This is a genomic window from Pseudomonas rhizozeae (assembly GCF_031583775.1).
In the GTDB taxonomy this organism is placed as follows: Bacteria; Pseudomonadota; Gammaproteobacteria; order Pseudomonadales; family Pseudomonadaceae; genus Aquipseudomonas.
Genome location: NZ_JAVLSB010000061.1, coordinates 45,637 through 67,321, shown reverse-complemented (window position 1 = coordinate 67,321; position 21,685 = coordinate 45,637). Strand labels below are relative to the sequence as shown.

20 protein-coding genes are annotated in these 21,685 nt (G+C 62.1%); 12 read left to right on the top strand and 8 right to left on the bottom strand.

Annotated features, from left to right (window positions below; translation table 11 throughout):
* Positions 1–42: 42 nt before the first annotated feature.
* From ehuD to ehuB, 3 genes are all read right to left on the bottom strand, one after another.
* Entirely contained in the window at positions 43–699 is a 657-nt protein-coding gene (gene ehuD / locus RG836_RS21880) for an ectoine/hydroxyectoine ABC transporter permease subunit EhuD (protein ID WP_310849485.1), read from the bottom strand.
* Entirely contained in the window at positions 696–1,355 is a 660-nt protein-coding gene (gene ehuC / locus RG836_RS21875; protein ID WP_310849483.1) for an ectoine/hydroxyectoine ABC transporter permease subunit EhuC, read from the bottom strand. The genes ehuD and ehuC overlap by 4 nt, the downstream gene beginning before the upstream one ends.
* Before the next feature lie 69 nt (positions 1,356–1,424).
* Positions 1,425–2,282 carry an ectoine/hydroxyectoine ABC transporter substrate-binding protein EhuB gene (gene ehuB / locus RG836_RS21870; RefSeq protein ID WP_310849481.1) on the bottom strand — a complete coding sequence of 286 codons (858 nt, stop codon included), beginning with the start codon at positions 2,280–2,282 and terminating at the stop codon, positions 1,425–1,427.
* Between the two features lie 281 nt (positions 2,283–2,563).
* Here ehuB and ehuR point away from each other — a divergent pair, with 281 nt between their 5' ends.
* From ehuR to RG836_RS21830, 8 genes are all read left to right on the top strand, one after another.
* Positions 2,564–3,958 carry a MocR-like ectoine utilization transcription factor EhuR gene (gene ehuR / locus RG836_RS21865; RefSeq protein WP_310849480.1) on the top strand — a complete coding sequence of 465 codons (1,395 nt, stop codon included), beginning with the start codon at positions 2,564–2,566 and terminating at the stop codon, positions 3,956–3,958.
* A gap of 107 nt (positions 3,959–4,065) precedes the next feature.
* Entirely contained in the window at positions 4,066–5,037 is a 972-nt protein-coding gene (eutB, locus tag RG836_RS21860) for a hydroxyectoine utilization dehydratase EutB (protein WP_310849478.1), read from the top strand.
* Between the two features lie 30 nt (positions 5,038–5,067).
* Complete coding sequence (gene eutC, locus RG836_RS21855) at positions 5,068–6,060, top strand: ectoine utilization protein EutC (RefSeq protein ID WP_310849477.1); 993 nt, start codon at positions 5,068–5,070, stop codon at positions 6,058–6,060.
* 41 nt (positions 6,061–6,101) lie between these two features.
* Positions 6,102–7,292, top strand: coding sequence for an ectoine hydrolase DoeA (gene doeA, locus RG836_RS21850; protein ID WP_310849475.1), 1,191 nt, complete (start codon positions 6,102–6,104; stop codon positions 7,290–7,292).
* A 3-nt stretch (positions 7,293–7,295) separates the two neighbouring features.
* Positions 7,296–8,297 (top strand): N(2)-acetyl-L-2,4-diaminobutanoate deacetylase DoeB, encoded by a 1,002-nt coding sequence (doeB, locus tag RG836_RS21845; protein WP_310849473.1) that lies wholly within the window; start codon positions 7,296–7,298, stop codon positions 8,295–8,297.
* Between the two features lie 58 nt (positions 8,298–8,355).
* Positions 8,356–8,835 (top strand): Lrp/AsnC family transcriptional regulator, encoded by a 480-nt coding sequence (locus tag RG836_RS21840; protein ID WP_310849472.1) that lies wholly within the window; start codon positions 8,356–8,358, stop codon positions 8,833–8,835.
* 175 nt (positions 8,836–9,010) lie between these two features.
* Entirely contained in the window at positions 9,011–10,483 is a 1,473-nt protein-coding gene (locus tag RG836_RS21835) for an NAD-dependent succinate-semialdehyde dehydrogenase (protein WP_310849470.1), read from the top strand.
* 11 nt (positions 10,484–10,494) lie between these two features.
* Positions 10,495–11,880 carry an aspartate aminotransferase family protein gene (locus RG836_RS21830; protein ID WP_310849468.1) on the top strand — a complete coding sequence of 462 codons (1,386 nt, stop codon included), beginning with the start codon at positions 10,495–10,497 and terminating at the stop codon, positions 11,878–11,880.
* Between the two features lie 280 nt (positions 11,881–12,160).
* Here RG836_RS21830 and RG836_RS21825 read toward each other — a convergent pair whose 3' ends face one another.
* The gene (locus RG836_RS21825; RefSeq protein ID WP_310849466.1) at positions 12,161–12,595 is read right to left on the bottom strand and encodes a Z-ring associated ZapG family protein; all 435 of its coding nucleotides are present in this window, start codon (positions 12,593–12,595) and stop codon (positions 12,161–12,163) included.
* Positions 12,596–12,739: 144 nt separating this feature from the next.
* Between RG836_RS21825 and RG836_RS21820 the strand changes: the two genes are divergently transcribed.
* From RG836_RS21820 to zapE, 3 genes are all read left to right on the top strand, one after another.
* Positions 12,740–13,369: an alpha/beta hydrolase gene (locus RG836_RS21820; RefSeq protein ID WP_310849464.1), complete on the top strand. Its 630-nt coding sequence runs from the start codon at positions 12,740–12,742 to the stop codon at positions 13,367–13,369.
* A gap of 24 nt (positions 13,370–13,393) precedes the next feature.
* Positions 13,394–14,749, top strand: a complete 1,356-nt coding sequence (locus tag RG836_RS21815; RefSeq protein WP_310849463.1) for a tryptophan--tRNA ligase — start codon at positions 13,394–13,396, stop codon at positions 14,747–14,749.
* A 90-nt stretch (positions 14,750–14,839) separates the two neighbouring features.
* Positions 14,840–15,934 carry a cell division protein ZapE gene (gene zapE, locus RG836_RS21810; RefSeq protein ID WP_310849461.1) on the top strand — a complete coding sequence of 365 codons (1,095 nt, stop codon included), beginning with the start codon at positions 14,840–14,842 and terminating at the stop codon, positions 15,932–15,934.
* Between the two features lie 56 nt (positions 15,935–15,990).
* On the opposite strand, the gene RG836_RS21805 is transcribed toward zapE, so the two are convergent.
* The 4 genes from RG836_RS21805 to RG836_RS21790 all read right to left on the bottom strand — a co-directional run bounded on the left by RG836_RS21805 (position 15,991) and on the right by RG836_RS21790 (position 20,248).
* Complete coding sequence (locus tag RG836_RS21805; RefSeq protein WP_310849459.1) at positions 15,991–16,971, bottom strand: asparaginase; 981 nt, start codon at positions 16,969–16,971, stop codon at positions 15,991–15,993.
* 69 nt (positions 16,972–17,040) lie between these two features.
* A complete protein-coding gene (locus RG836_RS21800) occupies positions 17,041–18,258 on the bottom strand; it encodes a hypothetical protein (protein WP_310849457.1) in 1,218 nt (405 codons plus the stop codon).
* A 15-nt stretch (positions 18,259–18,273) separates the two neighbouring features.
* Positions 18,274–19,161 carry a nitrilase family protein gene (locus RG836_RS21795; protein ID WP_310849455.1) on the bottom strand — a complete coding sequence of 296 codons (888 nt, stop codon included), beginning with the start codon at positions 19,159–19,161 and terminating at the stop codon, positions 18,274–18,276.
* 190 nt (positions 19,162–19,351) lie between these two features.
* A complete protein-coding gene (locus RG836_RS21790; RefSeq protein ID WP_310849640.1) occupies positions 19,352–20,248 on the bottom strand; it encodes a GlxA family transcriptional regulator in 897 nt (298 codons plus the stop codon).
* Between the two features lie 243 nt (positions 20,249–20,491).
* Here RG836_RS21790 and RG836_RS21785 point away from each other — a divergent pair, with 243 nt between their 5' ends.
* Positions 20,492–21,628 carry an acyl-CoA dehydrogenase family protein gene (locus RG836_RS21785; protein WP_310849453.1) on the top strand — a complete coding sequence of 379 codons (1,137 nt, stop codon included), beginning with the start codon at positions 20,492–20,494 and terminating at the stop codon, positions 21,626–21,628.
* Positions 21,629–21,685 lie beyond the last annotated feature (57 nt).

Genomic DNA, 21,685 nt, shown 5'->3' with positions numbered 1-21,685 from the left:
GCAGGGGAGTCGCAGCACTGCGAGTCGACAGTGAAGTAGTCATTAGCGTAGCTCCAGGCGCGCTTCGAGGCGCCGTACCAGGTAAGCCAGGGCGATGCTCAGGGCGAGGAAGAACAGGCCGACCATGGTGATCGGTTCCAGGTAGCGAAAGTTCTCCGAACCGATGTTCTTGGCCTGTTGCATGATTTCCACCACCGTGATCGCCGACAGCACCGGCGTGTCCTTGAGCATGGCCACCAGATAGTTGCCCAGCGGCGGCAGGATCGGCCGCAGGGCCTGCGGCAGGATGATGTTGCGATAGGCGCTGTAAGGCGCGATGTTCAACGCGGTTACCGCTTCCCATTGAGCCCGCGGCACGGCATCGAGGCCGCCGCGATAGACCTCGGCGATGTAGCAGGCGTAATGCAGGCCAATGCCGAGGATGCCCACCTGCATGGCGCTCATGCTCACGCCGTAGTTCGGCAGTACGTAGTAGAGGAAATACACCTGGATCAGCAACGGTGTGCTGCGGATGAACTCGATCACCCCGGTGGCCGGCCACGACAGCCACACCTGCCGACTGCGCCGGGCAATGGCAAGAAACAGCCCGAGCACAATCGCAATCAGAAACCCGACCAGGGTAATGCCCACGGTGTTAAGCGACGCGCGCAGCAGATCGGGGAGGATCTGCCAGGCGTAGGTCCAGTCGAACAGGGTCATGACAGGCCTCCGCGCATCCGTCCACGGGCCAGGCGCCGCTCAAGGCTGCGCATGCCAAAGTTGATGGCCTGGGCGAGGATGAAATACATCACCAGCGCCAGGCTGAAGATTTCCACGGTCTGGAACGTTGCCTGGTCCAGTTGCCGGGCGCGGAAGCTCAGGTCAGACAAGGTGATGAGCGACACCAGCGAGGTGTTTTTCAGCAACTCGATCAGCAAGTTAGTGCCCGGTGGAATCGCCGCCAGCAACGCCTGGGGCAGGATGATCCGGCGAAAACGCTTATAGCCGCTGAAGTTCAGGGCCGTGGACGCTTCGTACTGACCCTTGGCCACGGAGCTGATCGCGCCGCGCATCACTTCCGCGCCATAGGCGCCGATGTGCAGGCCAAGGCCAACAATCGCCACGGTGTAGGAACTCAATTCCAGATTGAACGGCGGCAAGGGCAGCACAAAAAACAGCCAGAACAGCTGCACCAGCAACGAAGTGCCGCGAAAGATCTCGATGTAGGTGATCGAAAACCAGCGCAGCGCCCGCCATGGGGACAAGCGCCCCAGTGCCGCGAGAATCGCCGCGACGATCGCCAGCAGCGAACCGAAGAAGGTCACCTGGATAGTCACCCAGGCGCCTTGTATCAATAGCGGAAGTAATTCACCCATGGTTCAACCTGGTTATCCGGATTTGATCAGGGGAAAAGGCATCGCGCCGCAGCGCCATGCCTGTTTCGACTATTGAGCGCAGAGCTCGGCAGCCGTCTTCGTGGTGACGTTGGACTGGTCGAAGCCGAACGGCGCGACGGTCTTCAGATGCTCCTCGGAGCCCAGCCATTTCTTCAGCTCGGCATTGACTGCATCGCGCAGGTCTTTGTCTTCCGGACGGAAGGCCAGGGCGCCGTAGCCGATGTGCGACGGATCATCCTTGAACTCGGTGACCGCCTCGACCTTCTCGCCACCTTTGGTTGCCAGGCCTTTCATGGTCAGCTGCGTACCGACCGCCGCATCGGCGCGGCCGGCGCGCACGGCTTGCAACTGCGCGGTGGTGTCCGGCACCTGCAGGATCTGCGAATCCTTGACCCCGGAGTCCCGCGCGTAGGCCAGGTTTACCGTGCCGGCCATGATCGCCAGTTTGATGTCCGGGTTCTTGGCGATGTCTTCGTAGCTGTGCAGGTTTTTCGGGTTGCCCTTGGCGGTGAGCAGGGCGTCCGGCAACTGGTACTGCGGATCGGTGAACAGCACTTGCTTGCAACGGGCCGGAGTGATGTACATGCCCGCGGCAATCACGTCGAAACGCCCGGCGCGCAGGCCGGGGATCAGCGAGCCCCACTCGGTCAGCACGCCGTCGACTTTGTTGATGCCCATTTTGGCGAAGATGATCTTGGCGATTTCCGGTGATTCACCGGTAACCCGGCCGTCCGTCTCGGTGAAGGCGAACGGCGTTTCGTTGGCATAGCCGACGCGGATGCTGCTGTTCTGCTTGACGGTTTCCAAGGTGCTGGCGGCGTGGGCGCCGGCGGCCAGGCCGAACATCGCGCAAGCCACGAACAGGCGACGCAGGGCGCTGGGGGCGCGGGTGGTGAAATTGCTCATCGGTAAAATCTCCTGTTTCTTGTGGACCCGTCGGCGACGGCTCTGTGTTAGGAGGCAGTGTTACAAGAGCAAAGCGTACAAAGACTGATCCCGCGCATCGGGATGCAGTTTCGGTACAGGTCGATTGGTTTTGTTTTGAGGACCGGCAACCAGCCCGGGCATCGACCTTGGACCGAGCATACAAAAGCCCGTCGCATCATGGCATTGCACTAGGACAATTGCTTTGCATGGATTCTCGCGGGATGCTGTCGGCACACGCACCGACGCGGGTTTCAGCGCTGATGAATAAGTGGAAAACAGCCTTGGATGGTGCCCGTAGCGGCGAGTCCAAATACAAGATCCTGGTGCAGGCCATCGCCGACGACATTGAACAAGGCGTGTTGGCCAACGATCAGAGGTTACCGCCGCAACGGCACGTTGCCGACGCCATGGGCATCAGCGTGCAGACCGTCACCAACGCTTACAAAGAACTGGAGCGCCAGGGCCTGGTGCGGTGCGAAGTGGGGCGCGGCAGTTTCGTTTCGCGGCGCATGAGCGATCGGGTCGCCACTTACATCCTCGACAGCCCGGAGCGGGCGCTGGTGGATTTTTCCATCGCGCGCATCCTCCACACCCGCGAGCATGATCAGTTCTGGCGCGAGACCTGCCGCGAACTCAGCACCGAAGAAGACCAGCCGTGGATCCATGCGTTTCGGCCGATTGCCGGTTTCGAATCGCACCGCGAAGCGGCCATGCACTGGCTCGGTCGTCAGGGCATGCGGGTGGATCGCGATGACATCCTGATCACCAACGGCGCAGCGCACGGGATCTTTCTCGCGTTGGCGTCGCTGGCCGGCCCGGACGACGTGGTGCTATGCGAAGGCATCACCGACCATGGGGTCATCGGCAATTCGCAAGTGCTCGGCTTTACCCTCAAAGGCCTGGAGATGGACCGCTTCGGCATCGACCCGGAGCATTTCGAAGACATGTGCAGCAACGAGCGCATCACCGCGCTGGTGTGCACCCCCAACCTGAACAACCCGACCACCAGCCTGATGCCCGATAACCGCCGCCGGGAAATTGCCGAGATCGCCCGGCGCTTCGGCGTGCACATCATTGAAGACGACGTGTACGGGCCGCTGCTCGATGAACAGCGCCCGCCGCCGATCAGCCATTATCTGCCGGAGCTGTCATTCTATTGCACCAGCATGACCAAGTCAGTGCTGACTGGGCTGCGTATCGGTTATCTGGTGGTGCCCAAGCGCTTGGCGTTGCGCACTGAAAGCATCCTGCGGGTCAACAGCTGGATGGCCACGCCCATGGTCTCGGAGATCGCCGCGCGCTGGATTCGCGATGGCCGTGCCGACACCCTGGTGCGCCTGCAACGCAAATTGCTCTCCGCGCGCCAGGCGATGGTCAGCGAATACCTGGGCGAGTACCTGCTCGGCCAGCACCCGCACGCGCTCAATGCCTGGGTTGGCATTCCGCCGCACTGGGAAGTCGACAGCCTGGTGCGGACCCTGCGCCACCGGCACATTGCCGTGACCTCGCCGGACCCGTTCACCGTGCGCGGCACCCCGCGAGCCCGGGCGGTGCGGATGTGCGTCGGTGCCGAATGCAGCGATCAAGAAATGCGTGACGCCTTGATCGCCATGCGCGAAATCTTCGGCCAATACCCGCAAATCCACGACTTTTAAACAGCGTGCCCGGCCAAACATTTTTGTCGGCTAAATTGCCCTAGTACATTCGTCGCGACAATTTTGCCCTCGTAGACTGCGCCCAACACCTCAGTCGGGACGCGGTCATGTCAGCGCTGCAGCTACAGGATATTTACCTCGCTCGCCAACGCATCGAAGCCTTGGTGCGGCGCACGCCGATGGAATATTCGCCGAGCCTGTCACAGCGTCTTGGCGTGGCGGTGTACCTCAAGCTCGAATCGCAGCAGCTCACCGGCAGCTTCAAATTGCGTGGCGCCAGTAACGCGGTCGCGCAACTGAATACCGAACAAAAAAACCGTGGCGTGGTGGCGGCCTCCACTGGCAATCATGGCCGTGCGTTGGCCCATGCCGCGTCGCAGCAGGGCGTGAAGGCGACCATTTGCCTGTCGAACCTGGTGCCGGCAAATAAGGTTCGCGCCATTCGCGAACTCGGTGCTGAGGTCTGCATCATCGGCCAGTCCCAGGATGACGCGCAGCGCGAAGCCGAACGCATCGCCCGTGAACAGGGCGCGACGTTGCTGCCGCCCTTCGACCATCCAGCGATCATCGCCGGGCAGGGCACCTTGGGCCTGGAAATCCTCGAGCAACTGCCGGACGTCGCCCAGGTGCTGGTGCCGTTGTCCGGCGGCGGTTTGTTTGCCGGCGTGGCCCTGGCCCTGAAAAGCATCAACTCGCAGATCATCACTCACGGCATCAGCATGCAGCGCGGCGCGGCAATGCACGCCAGCCTCGCGGTCGGCCATCCGGTGGAAGTCGAAGAGTTGTTAACCCTCGCCGATTCCCTCGGCGGCGGCATCGGTCTCGACAACCGCTACACCTTCGGCATGACCCGCGAACGCTGCGATCACCTGCACTTGCTCAGCGAAGCGTCGATCGCCAATGCCCTGCGCCATGCCTATCGCGAAGAACGGCTGGTGCTCGAAGGCGCCGCCGTGGTCGGCATTGCCGCGTTGCTCGACGGCTTGGTCGTAGCGCGCGGGCCGATCGTGGTGGTGGTCAGCGGGCGCAACGTCGACACCGAACAGCACTTGCGCGTCCTTGCCGGCGCCGATGCGTAAATTCAAACCAGAACCGGGAGCAAAGCACCGATGAGTGACGTGACCCTGTTGAGTGAAGCCGACCTGCGTGCCTGTGTGGCGCTGGACCTGGCGAGCATCGAGGCCATCGAGCAAGCCTTTGTGCTACTGGCGACCGCCGCCGTGGCCATGCCGCCGATCCTGCGCCTGGACATCCCCGAGCACAACGGCGAAGTCGACGTGAAAACCGCGTACCTGCCGGGGCTGGAGCGCTTCGCGATCAAGGTCAGCCCGGGGTTTTTCGACAACCCGGCGCTGGGCTTGCCGAGCCTCAACGGCATGATGATGTTGCTCTCGGCGCGCACCGGTTTGCTCGATGCTTTGTTGCTGGATAACGGTTACCTCACGGCCGTGCGCACCGCCGCCGCGGGCGCCGTGGCCGCCCGTTGTCTGTCGCGCCCCGATAGCCGTTGCGTGGCGCTGATCGGTGCCGGTGAGCAAGCGGCGTTGCAATTGCAGGCGCTGCGCCTGGTGCGGCCGATCGACAGCGTGCGGGTCTGGGCTCGCGACCCGGCAAAAGCCGTGGCGTTCGGCGTTGAGCTGAGCCGCGACGCCGGCCTGCAAGTCACCGCGTGCGCCACGGTCGACGAAGCCATGGCCGACTCAGACATCGCCATTACCTGCACACCGAGCCGCGCGCCGCTGATCGAAGCCCGACATCTGCGTCCCGGCCTGCACATCACCGCGATGGGCTCCGATGCCGAACACAAAAACGAGATTTCGCCACAGGTCGTGGCCCAGGTCGACCGCTACGTCGCCGACCGCTTGAGCCAGACACGCATTCTCGGCGAGCTGCACCACGCGCTGGCCGCCGGTGTGATTGACGATGAGTCGGCGTTTGCGGAACTCGGCCAGGTCCTCGCCGGCCAGCGGCCCGGTCGCACCGACGCTGCGCAGATCACCTTGTGCGACCTCACGGGCACCGGCGCCCAAGACACGGCCATGGCCAACCTGGCCTTCGAACGGGCGCGCGCGGCCGGCAAGGGTTTGCAGTTCGCCAGTTAATTGATTGTTCATTCATGGGTCACTGATCAGAGGGCATGTGCATGTCGCAGATAGTCGTCAATCTCCCGTTCGAGCGGGAGGAATACACCCAGCGCCTGACCAAGGTGCGCGCGGCCATGCAGGCGCAGGGCATCGAGTTGTTGCTGGTCACCGATCCATCGAACATGGCGTGGCTGACCGGCTACGACGGTTGGTCGTTCTACGTGCACCAGTGCGTGCTGCTGGCGCTCGACGGCGAACCGGTGTGGTTCGGTCGCGGCCAGGACGCCAACGGTGCCAAGCGCACGGTGTTCATGCGGCAAGACAATATCGTCGGTTACCCGGATATCTACGTGCAGTCCCGCGAGCGGCATCCGATGGACTACCTGTCGCGGGAAGTGATCACTGCCCGCGGTTGGGACGCGCTGACCATCGGCGTCGAGATGGACAACTATTACTTCAGCGCCGCCGCGTATCTGTCGCTCAAGCAGCACCTGCCCAAGGCCACGCTGATCGATGCCGTGGGCCTGGTGAACTGGCAGCGGGCGATCAAGTCGCCGCAGGAAATTGCCTATATGCGCATTGCCGCGCGGATCGTCGAGAACATGCACGGGCGCATCCTCGAGCGGATCGAACCGGGCATGCGCAAAAACGAACTGGTGGCGGAGATCTACAGCAGCGGCATCCTCGGTGCGGATGGCCATGGCGGCGATTACCCGGCCATCGTGCCACTGTTGCCGACTGGCGCCGATGCCAGCGCGCCGCACCTGACCTGGGACGATTCACCGTTCCAGAAGGGCGCGGGGACGTTCTTCGAAATCGCCGGTTGCTACAAGCGCTATCACTGCCCGCTGTCGCGAACCATCTATCTGGGCAAACCGCCAGCGCATTTCCTCGAAGGCGAGAAAGCCGTGGTCGAAGGCATTGCCGCCGGGCTGGACGCGGCCAAACCCGGTAACACCACCGGTGACATCGCCGTGGCGTTTTTCAAGGTGCTGGAGAAGTTCGGCATTCACAAGGACAGCCGTTGCGGCTACCCGATTGGTATCAGTTACCCGCCAGACTGGGGCGAGCGCACCATGAGCCTGCGCCCTGGCGACAACAGTGTGTTGCAGCCAGGCATGACCTTCCACTTCATGCCGGGGTTGTGGATGGACGATTGGGGCCTGGAAATCACCGAGAGCATTCTGATCACCGAGACCGGCGTCGAAACCCTGTGCAACGTGCCACGCCAACTGTTCGTGAAGGATTGAGCCATGAGCGATCTGCCCGCCAACCCGATCAGCGCCACCGTGGATTTTGCCCGCGACGGCGTGCAGCATGGGTTTCTCAAACTGCCGTATTCCCGGGACGACTCGGCCTGGGGCGCGGTGATGATTCCGATCACCGTGGTGCAGCGCGGTCAGGGCCCGACCGCGCTGCTGACCGGCGGTAATCACGGTGACGAATACGAAGGCCCGGTGGCGCTGAGCAAACTGGCGCAGCAGTTGACGGCCGCCGACGTGACCGGGCGGGTAATCATCGTGCCGTTCATGAACACCCCGGCATTTCATGCCGGCCGCCGCACCTCGCCAATCGACAAAGGCAATCTCAACCGCAGCTTCCCCGGCAAACCCGACGGCAGCGTGACCGAGAAAATCGCCGACTACTTCAATCGCACCTTGTTACCGCTGGCGGACATCGTGCTGGACATCCATTCCGGTGGCCGCACCCTGGATTTCCTGCCGTTCGCCGCCAGCCATGTGCTGCCGGACCCTGAGCAACAAACGCGATGCGAGGCCGGCATGCGCGCGTTCAATGCGCCGTACAGCATGCGCATGCTCGAACTCGATGCCGGCGCCATGTACGACACCGCCGCCGAACGCCAAGGCAAGACCTTCGTTACCACCGAACTAGGTGGCGGCGGTTCGTCCAGCGCCCGCAGCGTGGCGATTGCCGAGCGCGGTGTGCGCAATCTGCTGGTGCATGCCGGGATTGTGCAGGGCGAGGTGCAATTGGCGGAGTCGATCATGCTCGACATGCCCGACGGCGACTGCTTCATCGCCAGCGAACACGATGGATTGCTGGAAATGTGCCGCGACCTCGGCGATACCGTGAAAAAGGGCGACGTGATTGCCCGGGTCTACGACGCCACCCGCACCGGCGTCGCCCCGGTGCAATACCGCGCGGCCCGCAGTGGCTTGCTGGCGGCGCGGCATTTTCCGGGGTTGGTGCGGTGCGGCGATACCGTCGCGGTGATCGCCGAGGTAGTGACCTGAGAGGATCGTTCCCGCGCAAAGCGTTGGAACGATCATCAATGAGCGAAGGATAGGGCCCATGCACAAACTCGACCGCTACGACCTGAACATCCTGCGCATTCTTTCCGAAGACGGGCGGATCACCAAGTCGAGCCTGGCGGAGGCGATCAACCTGTCGGTGACGCCCGCCTGGGAGCGGGTGCGCAAGCTCGAAAGCCTGGGCCTGATCAAGGGTTACCGGGCGCAGATTGACTGGAACGCGGTGTTCAAGCGCCAGCAAGTGCTGGTGGAAATCACCCTCGCCCGGCACACCGCTCAGGACATGCGCCGATTCGAGCAACGCATGACTGAGGCGGCGGAGGTGGCGTTCTGTTATGCCACCGGCGGCGGGGTCGATTACCTGGCAATGATCCAGGCGCCGGACATCGATCACTATCAGCGCTTCATCGACCAGTTGCTGCTCGACGACCTGGGCATCGAGCGCTACTTCACTTACATCGTCACCAAAACCATCAAGACCGCCGGCGCGTTGCCCGCCGAGTTATCAGCAGCCCCCTGAGACCTGTGAGAGCAAGCCTGGCGGCTCGCTCATCAAAGAAATTTCGTCACCGCAAAAACTGCTGTTTGCCGTCGCCCGTTCAGAAAAAACCCGAGGTCTAGAGTCGGCAAACGCAAAATCATCCCGGCTGATCGGCTCTAGCATGGTTCCACGCTTACGCTTAGGAGTGAACGCCATGACCTACAAACACCCGCTGCTGTTCAAGGCCTTGTGCTACGTCGATGGTCATTGGGTGCACAGCGACAGTGGCCACAGCGTGGCTGTGCAGAACCCGGCCAATCGCCAGGTGATCGGCCATGTGCCGATGCTCGATCAACCGCAGATCGTCGCCGCCATCGATGCCGCTCACCGCGCCTTTAGCGCCTGGCGCGAGCAAAGCCTGGAGGCGCGCGGGGCGATTCTGCGGCGTTGGGCGGCGCTGATGCTGGAACATCAGGAAGACCTGGCGCGAATCCTCAGCCTGGAGCAGGGCAAGCCGCTGGCCGAATCCCGTGGCGAGATTGCCTACGCGGCAAGTTTTATTCCCTGGTTCGCCGAAGAAGCGCGGCGCCTCTACGGGCAGAACATTCCCAGCCACATCCCCGGCGCGCACCTCGGCACGCTCAAGGAACCGGTGGGCGTGTGCGCGTTGCTCACACCATGGAATTTCCCCTCGGCGATGATCACTCGCAAAGCCGCTGCGGCCCTGGCCGCTGGCTGCACGGTGGTGGTCAAACCGGCCCACGAAACGCCGTACTCGGCGCTGGCCCTGGCGCAACTGGCGGAGGAGGCGGGTTTCCCGGCCGGCGTATTCAACGTGGTGTTGGGCGAGCCGCAAATGGCCATGCAAACCCTGGTGCAGGATCGCCGCGTGCGTTCGGTCAGTTTCACCGGCTCGACCCGGGTCGGACAGCTTGTGCTGCAAGCCGCCGCGCATGATGTAAAGAAAGTCGCGCTGGAACTGGGTGGCAACGCGCCGTTCATCGTCTGCGCCGATGCCGACCTGACGCTCGCGGTGAGGGTTGCGGTCGAGGCCAAGTTCCAGACTTCCGGCCAGGATTGCTGCGCGGCCAACCGGATCATGGTCGAGCGCTCGATCTATCCTGAATTCCTCAAGCGCTTTGCCGCCGCGGTGCGCGAGTTGCGCGTCGGCCCGGCAATGGTTGATGGCCAGGAGCAGAAAGTCGATGTTGGTCCGCTGATGCACCAAGCCGCGTTCGACGCCACCGCCGAGCGCGTCGCCGACGCTGTACGCCTTGGCGCGCAACGCCTGGTGGGCGGCGAAGCCCACGCACTCGGCGGGTTGTTCTATCAGCCGACGGTGTTGGCCGACGTCACCCCGGCGATGCGTATTTACCGCGAAGAAAACTTCGCGCCGATTGCCGGGGTCATGGCGTTCGATTCGATCGAGCACGCCCTCGAGATGGCCAACGACACCGAATATGGTCTGGCCGCCTACATTTGTTCCAATCGCCTGGACCTGATCTACCCGCTGATCCGTCGCCTCGACCACGCGATGATCGCGGTCAATGGCGTCAAGTTTACCGGCCATCCGATCCCGTTCGGTGGCATGAAAGCCTCGGGGCTGGGCCGTGAAGGCGGCGCCGAGGGCTTCGAAGCTTTCGTCGAAACCAAATACTTTTGCCTGCACCATCAAGGCCAGTTCTAAGGAGATCCACCATGAGCCAAGAACTCGATTCGTTGTTCGAACAGGACCGCGCGCACTTCATGCACCCCTCGACCCACGCCCACGACCACGCCAGTGGCGCGCTCAAGGGACGGATCATCAAGAGCGCTTCGGGCATCCGCATTCGCGACCACGAGGGCCGTGAATTCATCGACGCCTTTGCCGGCCTGTACTGCGTGAACATCGGCTACGGTCGTACTGAAGTGGCCGACGCCATTTATAAGCAAGCCAAGGAACTGGCGTACTACCACACCTACGTCGGCCACTCGACCGAAGCGATTATCGAATTGTCGAGCCGCGTCATCGACTGGGCGCCCGAAGGCATGAAGAAGGTCTACTACGGCCTGTCCGGTTCCGACGCCAACGAAACCCAGATCAAACTGGTGCGTTACTACAACAACGTACTGGGGCGGCCGCAGAAGAAGAAAATCATCTCCCGTGATCGCGGTTACCACGGCTCGGGCATCATGACCGGTAGCCTCACCGGGCTGCCGACCTTCCACCAGCATTTCGACCTGCCGGAACAGGGCATCAAGCACACCGTGTGCCCGCACTGGTACCGCAAGGCCCCGGCCGGCATGGATGAAGCGGCGTTCGTGCGCTATTGCGCCGATGAACTGGAGAAGATGATCCTCGCCGAAGGCCCGGACACCGTGGCCGCGTTCATCGGCGAACCGCTGATGGGCACCGGCGGCATTATCGTGCCGCCGGCCGGTTACTGGGCGGCGATCCAGGCTGTGCTGAACAAGTACGATGTGCTGCTGATCGCCGATGAGGTGGTCTGCGCTTTCGGTCGCCTTGGCTCGAAAATGGGCAGCCAGCGCTACGGCATGCGCCCGGACCTGATCACTACCGCCAAAGGCCTGACCAGTGCTTACGCGCCGCTGTCAGCGGTGATCGTCGGGGAAAAGGTGTGGGACGTGATCGAAAAAGCCTCGGAATCCCAAGGCGCCATGGGCCATGGCTGGACTTATTCCGGGCATCCGATTTGCGCGGCGGCGGCCTTGGCTAACCTCGACATTCTGGCGCGGGAGAACCTCACCGAAAACGCCGAGAAGGTCGGCAGCTACCTCAACCGGCGCCTGCGCGAATCCCTGGAAGGGCACCCGCTGGTGGGCGAAGTGCGTGGCGATGGCATGCTCGCGGCGGTGGAATTCATGGCTGATCGCGAACAGCGCACACCGTTCGACGCGGCGTTGAAGGTCGGGCCGAAAGTCTCGGCCGCGTGCCTGGAACGCGGCATGATCGCCCGGGCCATGCCCCATGGCGACATCCTCGGCTTCGCCCCGCCGCTGATCCTCACCGAGGCTGAAGCGGATTTGATTGTCGACATCACCAAAGCGGCGGTGGATCAGGTGGCGGGTGAAGTGCTGGGCTGAGCCTGCGTTCGGATCTGTTGTGACCGTTCTGACGCCATCGCTGGCAAGCCAGCTCCCACAGGAATCTTTGGTGTTCACGAGAATGGACACCAACCACTGGACCCTGTGGGAGCTGGCAAGCCAGATCCCGCAGGAATCTACGGTGTGCTTGATTACCACGAAACCTGTGGGAGCTGGCTTGCCAGCGATGAGGCACTAAAGGGCAACCTAAACGTCCAGCCACAAAAAAGCCCTCGAACCAGCCATGATTCGAGGGCTTTTGCATTGCGAGAAACCTGATCTACTTCTTCAAACCGTAATGCTCATCCAGCATGCCCGGTGCGTTTGGCGATTTCGGCGCGTAGTCCCGTGGCGGCTCCTGGTTGCGCGGCGGGGTCAGGCGCTCGCGGGGGGCGGTGACCGCTTCGGAGTGCAGGGCGGCCAGCAAACGTTGACGGGTCTGTTCGTCCAGGGCCAGACGGTTGGCGCCCTCGGCGAGGTGATCTTGCACTTCCTGATAGCTCTGGGTCATTTTCTTGACCAGCGTGGCGGTGCTGTTGAAGTGGGTCACCACCTCATTCTGATAACTGTCGAAGCGTTCCTGAACATCATCGAGCTGACGCTGCGTGCGGCTGGGCGCGGCATTCGGCGCAACGCGGGCGATCAGAAAACCAATGGCGACACCCACAACCAGGGCAAGAGTCGGCAACAACCAAACTAAGAGCGAGTGTTCCACGAGTCCTTCCTCTATAAACGGCTTTGCTTTACGTTAACGGCTCGAACCTGCGCTGTATACCGCGATTCACTCGCAATAGATTGGCACAGACAATTTGCTAGACGAGTCGACCTGATCCGAGGTCACGGAGTTCCTCCCTTGCTAATGCGCGAAACCCCCGTAGTCATTGATGGCCCTGTGGGCCAATTGGAAAGCCTGTATCAGGAGATCGAGCAGCCGCGCGGCATTGCGCTGATCTGCCATCCCAACCCGGTGCAGGGCGGCACCATGCTCAACAAAGTGGTGTCGACCTTGCAGCGCACCGCGCGCGATGCCGGTTTGATCACTTTGCGTTTCAACTACCGTGGTGTCGGCGCCAGTGCGGGCACCCACGACATGGGCCACGGCGAAGTCGATGACGCACAAGCGGCGTTCGCCTGGTTGCGGGCCAAACACCCGCAGTTGCCGCTGACCTTGCTCGGTTTCTCGTTCGGTGGCTTTGTCGCGGCCAGCCTCGGCGGGCGCCTCGAAGCCCAGGGCGAACAGCTCAAGCACCTGTTCATGGTGGCACCGGCGGTCATGCGCCTGGGCGATCAGGACCCGTTGCCGCAGCATGGCGAATTGACGGTGGTGCAGCCGCAGGCGGACGAAGTGGTCGAGCCGCAATTGGTCTACGACTGGTCCGAGCGACTGGAGCGCCCCCATGAGCTGCTGAAAGTGGCAGAATGCGGACACTTTTTTCATGGCAAGCTCACCGATCTCAAGGATCTGATCCTGCCGCGCCTCTCGAATTGATTGCAGTCTGACAAGCGATAACCCATGACGACTCGTACCCGCATCCTCACCGGCATCACCACCACCGGCACGCCGCACCTGGGCAACTACGCCGGCGCCATCCGCCCGGCGATCGTCGCCAGCCGCGACAGTAATGCCGACTCGTTCTACTTCCTGGCGGACTACCACGCCCTGATCAAATGCGATGACCCGCTGCGCATCCAGCGCTCGCGTCTGGAAATCGCCGCGACCTGGCTGGCCGGTGGCCTGGATGTCGAGCGCGTGACCTTTTATCGTCAGTCCGACATTCCGGAAATCCCCGAGCTGACCTGGCTGCTGACCTGCGTCGCCGCCAAGGGCCTGCTCAACCGCGCCCACGCCTACAAGGCCTCGGTGGACAAGAACATCGAGAGCGGCGAAGACCCGGATGCGGGCATCACCATGGGCCTGTACAGCTACCCGGTGCTGATGGCGGCGGACATTCTGATGTTCAACGCGCACAAGGTGCCGGTCGGTCGCGACCAGATTCAGCACGTGGAAATGGCCCGTGACATTGGCCAGCGCTTCAACCACCTGTTCGGCCAGGGCAAAGAGTTTTTCACCATGCCCGAAGCGCTGATCGAGGAAAGCGTCGCCACGCTGCCCGGCCTCGACGGTCGCAAGATGTCGAAAAGCTACGACAACACCATCCCGTTGTTCAGCAGCGCCAAGGATATGAAAGACGCGATTTCGCGGATCGTCACCGACTCCCGCGCGCCGGGCGAAGCCAAGGATCCGGACAATTCGCACCTGTTCACGCTATTCCAGGCGTTTGCCACGCCGGCGCAGTCCGATGAATTCCGTAGCGAGTTGTTGCAGGGCCTGGGTTGGGGCGAGGCGAAGAATCGTCTGTTCCAGTTGCTCGACAATGAACTGGGTGAATCCCGCGAGCGCTATCACCGGTTGATCGAACGTCCGGCCGACCTCGAAGGCATGCTGCAACTGGGCGCGAAAAAGGCCCGCGCCGTGGCCACGCCGTTTCTCAACGAACTGCGCGAAGCGGTCGGCTTGCGTTCGTTTGTGGCGCAGACCCAGGTCGCCGCCAGCACCAAGAAGAAGGCCGCGAAAGCCGCGCGTTTCGTCAGCTTCCGTGAAGACGACGGCAGTTTCCGTTTCCGTCTGCTGGCGGCCGATGGCGAGCAATTGCTGCTGTCGCGCAACTTCGCCGACGGCAAAGCGGCGGGCGGCGTGACCAAGCAGTTGCAGTCCGGCCAGCCGCTGGACGTGCGCAGTGAAGACCTGAGCTTCAACGTCTGGCTTGACGGCGAGTGCGTCGCCGACAGCCCGGCCTTCGCCGACAACGCCGCGCGCGACGCGGCGATCGAGACGTTGCGGGTCGCGTTGACGCCTGTTCAAGAATAACCACGGGCCCCGCCCGACCAAGGGCGGATTGCCATTCCTGCGGGCCGTCGCTACAGTGACGGCCCGTTTTTGTTGCCTTGCTAACGAATTATGACGCCCCTAGAACGATATCAAGCTGATCTGAAACGCCCGGATTTCTTCCATGACGCCGCGCAGGAAACCGCCGTGCGTCATTTGCAGCGTCTGTACGACGATCTGGTCGCGGCCTCGCACAACAAACCGGGTTTGCTCGGCAAGCTGTTTGGCAAGAAAGACCAGGCGCCGGTCAGGGGCCTGTATTTCTGGGGCGGCGTCGGACGCGGCAAGACCTACCTGGTGGACACGTTCTTCGAAGCGCTGCCGTTCAAGGAAAAGACCCGCACGCACTTCCACCGCTTCATGAAGCGTGTGCACGAAGAGATGAAAACCCTGGGCGGCGAGAAAAATCCGCTGACCATCATCGCCAAGCGCTTCTCCGACGAGTCGCGGGTGATTTGCTTCGATGAATTCTTCGTCTCCGACATCACCGACGCGATGATCCTCGGCACCTTGATGGAAGAGCTGTTCAAGAACGGCGTAACCCTGGTCGCCACGTCCAACATCGTGCCCGACGGCTTGTACAAGGATGGACTGCAACGTGCGCGCTTCCTGCCGGCCATTGCGCTGATCAAGCAGAACACCGACATCGTCAACGTCGACAGCGGCGTCGACTACCGCTTGCGCCACTTGGAGCAAGCCGAGCTGTTCCACTTCCCGCTCAACGAAGCGTCCGAGGAAAGCTTGCGCAAAAGCTTCCGCGCGCTGACCCCGGAATGCACGCAAGCGATAGAGAACGATGACCTGATCATCGAAAACCGCAAGATCCGCGCGATCCGCACCTGCGACGACGTGGCCTGGTTCGACTTCCGCGAACTGTGCGACGGCCCGCGCAGCCAGAACGATTACATCGAACTGGGCAAGATCTTCCACGCCGTGTTGCTCAGCGGCGTCGAGCAAATGAGCGTCACCACCGACGACATCGCCCGACGCTTCATCAACATGGTCGATGAGTTTTACGACCGTAACGTCAAGCTGATCATTTCCGCCGAAGTCGAGCTCAAAGACCTCTACACCGGCGGCCGCTTGAACTTCGAGTTCCAGCGCACCCTCAGTCGCTTGCTGGAAATGCAGTCCCACGAATTCCTGTCGCGGGCGCACAAACCTTAGTTTTTGTCACAACCGGAAAGGGCCTGCATTGCAGGCCCTTTTTTTATGCGGGCCGATCAGTCAGCGGCCAGAAAATCCGCCAACTCGTCCTGGCGCTGACAGCCGACCAGCAGCCACAGCAGAATCCGAGCTTTTCGTGGGCAGAGAAACCCGGCCATCAAGGCGCCTTTGCCGATCAGGTCCAACTCGCTGCCGCTGAAGCCGTAGCTCGATCGGGCGGTGGAGCCGCTGCCGGTGCGGGTGGCGATGACCACGGGGATTGTAGCGGCCACCTGTTCAATGGCCCGCGCCCAACTCGCTGATACGTGCCCGGCGCCAAACCCGGCGATCACCACGCCGTCGTAGCCCAGGGCGACCAGGTTTTCCAACCATGCACTGTCGGCCGACAGCGTGGCTTCCACCAACGCGATGCGCTGCGAAGTCACTTGGGGCAGGGGCAGCACGTTACGCGGGGAGGGCGGGCGCAGGTAACGGACGCAAGCCTCCACCAGTAAACCCACGGGGCTAGTGATCGGCGAGCTGAACGCGTGCAGGGCTAGCGAATCGGTTTTGCGCACGGCGTTGGCGCTGTGAATCTGCCCGTTCATCACCACCTGCACGCCGCGCCCTCGACTGTCGTCGGCCACCGCCACGCGGCACGCATCCAGCAGATTCGCCGGCCCGTCCGCGCCTGCTTGATCGGCCGAGCGCATGGCGCCCGTCAGGATCAGCGGTTCGGGATGGCGCCAGAGGTAGTCGAAAAAGGTCGACGTTTCCTCGAGAGTGTCGGTGCCTTGGGTGATGATCACGCCGGTCGCGCCTTGCTTGATCTGGAAATTGGCCCAGGACAGCACGCTCAGCAAAAACTCGAAATCCAGTGAAGCACTGGGCAGCAGGCCCAGGGTTTCAATCCTCACCTTGGCCAATGTCTTCAATTCCTCCAGGGCGGACACCAGGGTTTCGCCGCTGACGGTCGGCACTACACCTTCGCCGGCGTTACGGGCCTGCATGCTGACCGTGCCACCCAGTGCCGCGATGGACAGTTTAGGTAATTCCATGTGTTACCTCGCTTGAGTGTGGTGACGTCGGCCTTGGCGCTTTCGCGATTCGGCCGCGTCACGGGGTGGTCATTGGGCGATCAGGAAACCGATGAACGGGATGATCAGCAGCGTGCTGATGGCCATGGACAACACATTGCCGATGAAACCGTGCATGTCCGCCGGCAAGCGCTTGGCAATCGCCCAGGCCAGGGGCGGTGCAATCAAGGCCCCGAGCAGTGCGCTCATCACGATCACCTGCCAACTGCCGCCATAGGTCAGCAGCGCCGCCGGCACCACGGACACCAGCGGGACGTAGGTCGGATACCAGCCGTGGGTCATCCAGTGCCGGCGCCACACCAATACCCCGATGGCTGACGTCAGCGCCTGGGCGCCGATCAATTGCGGCAATAATTGCGAGCCGTACACCGGACCCAACGGATTCAAGGTAAATGCCAATACCGCGCCGAGAATCAGGCCGAGACTGGCCCATTCATTGCCGAAGAAGGGCGCCTCGGAAAAATCCGCCAGGATTCGGCGCAGGGTCCAGACAACGCCGTAGTCGGGGGCTTTGCTGATCTGCGGTACGGCCGCGGGCTCGGCAGGTGTCGCCTCAGAGTGAAACTCCGCCGCAGGCGCTTTCACCAGACTCGGCACATAACGGCAAAGCAAAAACGCCAAAACGCTGGCGACTGCCATGCCCGAGACATTGCCGATCACGGCAGGCAAGTCCAGCGGGTTGCACAGGTAGTTGACCATCAGCAGGCACATCGGCGTGACCAGCACGGCGCCCAGGATCGCGCCGTTGACCGTGACCTTCCAGCCACCGCCGAACATCAGCACCATCGCTGCCGGCAATGATACGAACGCGGCAAAGGTCGGCTGCCAACTGTTCGCGGTCACCGTCCAGCCCCAGAGCAGGTTGCTCAGCAGCAACCCAAGCAACGAACTGGTCACCAGCCACGGCCATAAGCCGCTGCCATAGGAGATGGCGAATCCTTGCCAGAATTTGCCCGTGCGGTTCGCCCAATAGGCCAGATAGGCCCCGGCTAGCAGCCCGATCGAGGCGAATTCGTGCTTATAGAACGCCACCTCGCTGATGTCCCCCAACACCCAGCGCAGCCAGGCGCCTGGCTCGGGGAGACCGGACAGTAAATCGCCGTAGCCTGGCCAATGCGCGGCCCAGAGCGGGCGATAGGTGGATGAAAGCCAGATCGCCACGACGATTGTGCTGATCAACAACAGCATCACGGCCATATCGACAGGCGAGCGCTGGCCCGGCCGATTTTTCTCGGTTGTGGTTTGCATGAGTCAGCCCTCCCTTCAGCGTGGGAGGCAGGAATGCAGGCGATAACCGAGCATCGTGTCGTAAAGATCGGACCGCCGATCACGGTGCAGATCGTTCAGGCTGTTCCAGATCGGCGCGCTGCGGGCGCTGGTCAGGTCGATGTCGGCAAACAGGATTTCCTGTTGGTCCGCAGACGCCACTTTGCCAATCGGCCAGCCATTGGTGCCGGCAATCAACGAGCAGCCGAGGTAGCGTGCACCGCGTTCTTCACCAATCCGGCTGGCGGCGGCAATGAATACGTTGTTGGCGTGGGCGGCGGTCATGGTCAGGTACGAGGCCATGCACTTGCCGGCTTCATCGAACAGCGGCGGGGGCGTCCACACCCAGTTGTTCAGGCTGCAAATGATGTCCGCACCTTGCTGGCTGAGGATGCGCGGCACTTCCGGAAACCAGATGTCCCAGCAGATCAGCAAGCCGATGCGCCCGATCGGTGTCTCAAACACCGGCAAGCCTGCATCCCCCGGGGTGAACCAGAGCTTCTCCATATTCCATAAATGCGCTTTGCGGTACTTGCCGATAAAGCCATCAGGCCCGACCAGCACACCTGTATTGAACAGCCGCATGCCGTCGCGCTCGGTGAGGCCCGCCACCAGGTAAACCTGATGCTCCCGGGCGAAGGCCATCCAGCGTTGTACGCTGTTGCCCTCGGGCACCGACTCCGAATGGTCAAACGCGTCCTGTCGATTTTTGAAGAAATAACCGCAGTTGGAAAGCTCTGGCAGGACAATCAGATTTGCCCCGCCGTGAGCCGCCTCGAGCGCCAGTTCCAGGCTTTGACGCAGATTGCTTTCGCAGTGGTCCGTGCCAACCTGGGGATCGAATTGCACAACGGCGACGCGTACAGGGCTTATTGGTTCGCTCATTCCCGATGACCTCTTTTTATTGTTAATCACGCGGTTGAATTGCGTGCCTATAAGAGGTGAATCGCGAGGTGGGTGTCAGTCAGACGCTTCCGTTTTGGATGTAGTTCGCGTCGCAAGATGACCGAACGGGGCCGCGCCGTGACGTCTTCCCTTTATTACGTGGGAAAACGGACGGCGAGGCCCCGGTCGATCAGGCCGCTTGCTGAAACTGCTGCCGATACTGGTTCGGCGACAGGTCGGTGTGCTGGCGGAACAGGCGGGCGAAGAAGCTGGCGTCGTCGTAGCCGACTTCGTAGCTGATGGTCTTGATGCTTTTGCGGCTGCCGGAGAGCAGGCCCTTGGCGGTTTCGATGCGCAGGCGTTGCAGGTAATGCAGCGGTTTGTCGCCGGTGGCGGTCTGGAAACGGCGCATGAAGTTGCGGATGCTCATGCCGTGTTCCCGGGCCACGTCTTCGAAGCGGAATTTGTCGGCGAAGTGCTCTTCGAGCCAGTGCTGGATCTGCAGGATGATCACGTCCTGGTGCAGTTTCTGCCCGCCGAAGCCGATGCGGCCCGGGGCATAGCTGCGCTGCACTTCGTAAAGAATGTCACGGGCCACGGCTTGGGCGACGTTGGCGCCGCAGAAGCGTTCGATCAGGTAAATGTACAAGTCGCAGGCCGAGGTGGTGCCGCCGGCGCAGTACAGGTTGTCGGCATCGGTCAGGTGTTTGTCCTGATTGAGCTGGACCTTGGGGAAGCGCTCGGCGAAGGCGTTGAAGAAGCGCCAGTAGGTGGTCGCCTCCTTGCCATCGAGCAACCCGGCCTCGGCGAGCCAGAACACCCCGGTGGCCTCGCCGCACAGCACTGCGCCGCGGGCGTGCTGTTCGCGCAGCCACGGCAGCACCTGTGGGTAACGCTGGCACAGGGTTTCGAAGTCGTCCCAGAACGCCGGCAGGATGATCACGTCGGTGTTTTCCAGGCCGCCGTCCACCGGCATGATCACGTCGCTGAAACTGTGCACCGGTTTGCCGTCGGGGCTGACCAGGCGGGTTTCAAAGGCTGGGGTGAAGCCGCGGCCCAGTTGCTTGCCATAACGAATACTGGCCAGGTGGAAGAAGTCCTTGGCCTGCATCAGGGTAGAAGCGAAAACCTGGTCGATCGCCAGGATGCTGACACGCCGCAGGGGCGTGGAGAGTTGGATAGACATAATTCAATTTATTCTTATAGGGGAAAGTGGTCACCAAGCGGCTGGATCGTCTTATTTTTTGTCGGATGTGTCCAGTGTCCTGTCGTTGCGCCTGGGCTTAGTCTCGTCAGGAGCTATGCCACCAACAATAACCACAGGTGCCCCATGATCCCCAGAACCTTGTTCAGCTCCGAGCACGAACTCTTTCGCGACAGCGTGCGCACGTTCCTCGAAAAAGAAGCCGTGCCGTTCCATGGGCAATGGGAGAAGCAGGGCTACATCGATCGGCAGCTGTGGAACAAGGCGGGGGAGGCGGGCATGTTGTGCTCGCACCTGCCGGAAGAGTACGGCGGGCTGGGCGCGGACTTTCTTTACAGCACCGTGGTGATCGAGGAGATCGGGCGCCTGGGGTTGACCGGGATCGGTTTCTCGCTGCACTCGGACATTGTCGCGCCGTACATCCTGCATTACGGCAGCGAGGCGCTGAAGCACAAGTACCTGCCGCAGCTGGTGTCCGGGGAAATGGTCACAGCCATTGCCATGACCGAGCCGGGCGCCGGGTCTGACTTGCAAGGGGTCAAGACCACGGCGGTGCTGGATGGCGACGAATACGTGATCAATGGCTCAAAGACGTTCATCACTAATGGTTATCTGGCGGATCTGGTGATCGTGGTCGCCAAGACCGATCCCAAGGCCGGCGCCAAGGGCACCAGCCTGTTTCTGGTGGAGGCGGACACGCCGGGCTTCGACAAAGGCAAGCGCCTGGAGAAGGTCGGGATGAAGGCCCAGGACACCTCGGAGCTGTTCTTCCAGGACGTGCGAGTGCCCAAGGAAAACTTGCTGGGCCAGGCGGGCATGGGCTTCGCCTATCTGATGCAGGAACTGCCGCAGGAACGCCTGACCGTGGCCATCGGTGGCCTGGCGTCGGCCGAGGCGGCATTGCAATGGACCCTGGATTACACCCGCGAGCGCAAGGCGTTTGGCAAGTCGATTGCGGACTTCCAGAACACCCGTTTCAAACTGGCGGAAATGGCCACGGAAATTCAGATTGGTCGGGTATTCGTCGACCGCTGCCTTGAGCTGCACCTGCAAGGCAAGCTGGATGTGCCAACAGCGGCGATGGCGAAATACTGGGGCACTGACCTGCAATGCAAGGTGCTCGACGAGTGCGTGCAACTGCATGGCGGCTACGGGTTCATGTGGGAATACCCGGTCGCCCGGGCTTGGGCGGACGCGCGGGTGCAGCGGATCTATGCCGGGACCAATGAAATCATGAAGGAGATCATCGCGCGGTCGCTGTGAATGGCGGTGACTGGGCGGGCTCGCTCCAACAATGATTTTTATGGGGGCGAGCCCGCT

Coding starts and splice junctions, on each gene's coding strand:
- RG836_RS21815 (WP_310849463.1), top strand. CDS start 13,394: ATGACGACTCGTACCCGCATCCTCACCGGCATCACCACCACCGGCACG.
- RG836_RS21820 (WP_310849464.1), top strand. CDS start 12,740: ATGCGCGAAACCCCCGTAGTCATTGATGGCCCTGTGGGCCAATTGGAA.
- ehuD (WP_310849485.1), bottom strand. CDS start 699: ATGACCCTGTTCGACTGGACCTACGCCTGGCAGATCCTCCCCGATCTG.
- doeA (WP_310849475.1), top strand. CDS start 6,102: ATGTCGCAGATAGTCGTCAATCTCCCGTTCGAGCGGGAGGAATACACC.
- ehuC (WP_310849483.1), bottom strand. CDS start 1,355: ATGGGTGAATTACTTCCGCTATTGATACAAGGCGCCTGGGTGACTATC.
- RG836_RS21805 (WP_310849459.1), bottom strand. CDS start 16,971: ATGGAATTACCTAAACTGTCCATCGCGGCACTGGGTGGCACGGTCAGC.
- RG836_RS21835 (WP_310849470.1), top strand. CDS start 9,011: ATGACCTACAAACACCCGCTGCTGTTCAAGGCCTTGTGCTACGTCGAT.
- RG836_RS21795 (WP_310849455.1), bottom strand. CDS start 19,161: ATGAGCGAACCAATAAGCCCTGTACGCGTCGCCGTTGTGCAATTCGAT.
- eutC (WP_310849477.1), top strand. CDS start 5,068: ATGAGTGACGTGACCCTGTTGAGTGAAGCCGACCTGCGTGCCTGTGTG.
- zapE (WP_310849461.1), top strand. CDS start 14,840: ATGACGCCCCTAGAACGATATCAAGCTGATCTGAAACGCCCGGATTTC.
- eutB (WP_310849478.1), top strand. CDS start 4,066: ATGTCAGCGCTGCAGCTACAGGATATTTACCTCGCTCGCCAACGCATC.
- doeB (WP_310849473.1), top strand. CDS start 7,296: ATGAGCGATCTGCCCGCCAACCCGATCAGCGCCACCGTGGATTTTGCC.
- ehuB (WP_310849481.1), bottom strand. CDS start 2,282: ATGAGCAATTTCACCACCCGCGCCCCCAGCGCCCTGCGTCGCCTGTTC.
- ehuR (WP_310849480.1), top strand. CDS start 2,564: ATGAATAAGTGGAAAACAGCCTTGGATGGTGCCCGTAGCGGCGAGTCC.
- RG836_RS21800 (WP_310849457.1), bottom strand. CDS start 18,258: ATGCAAACCACAACCGAGAAAAATCGGCCGGGCCAGCGCTCGCCTGTC.
- RG836_RS21840 (WP_310849472.1), top strand. CDS start 8,356: ATGCACAAACTCGACCGCTACGACCTGAACATCCTGCGCATTCTTTCC.
- RG836_RS21785 (WP_310849453.1), top strand. CDS start 20,492: ATGATCCCCAGAACCTTGTTCAGCTCCGAGCACGAACTCTTTCGCGAC.
- RG836_RS21830 (WP_310849468.1), top strand. CDS start 10,495: ATGAGCCAAGAACTCGATTCGTTGTTCGAACAGGACCGCGCGCACTTC.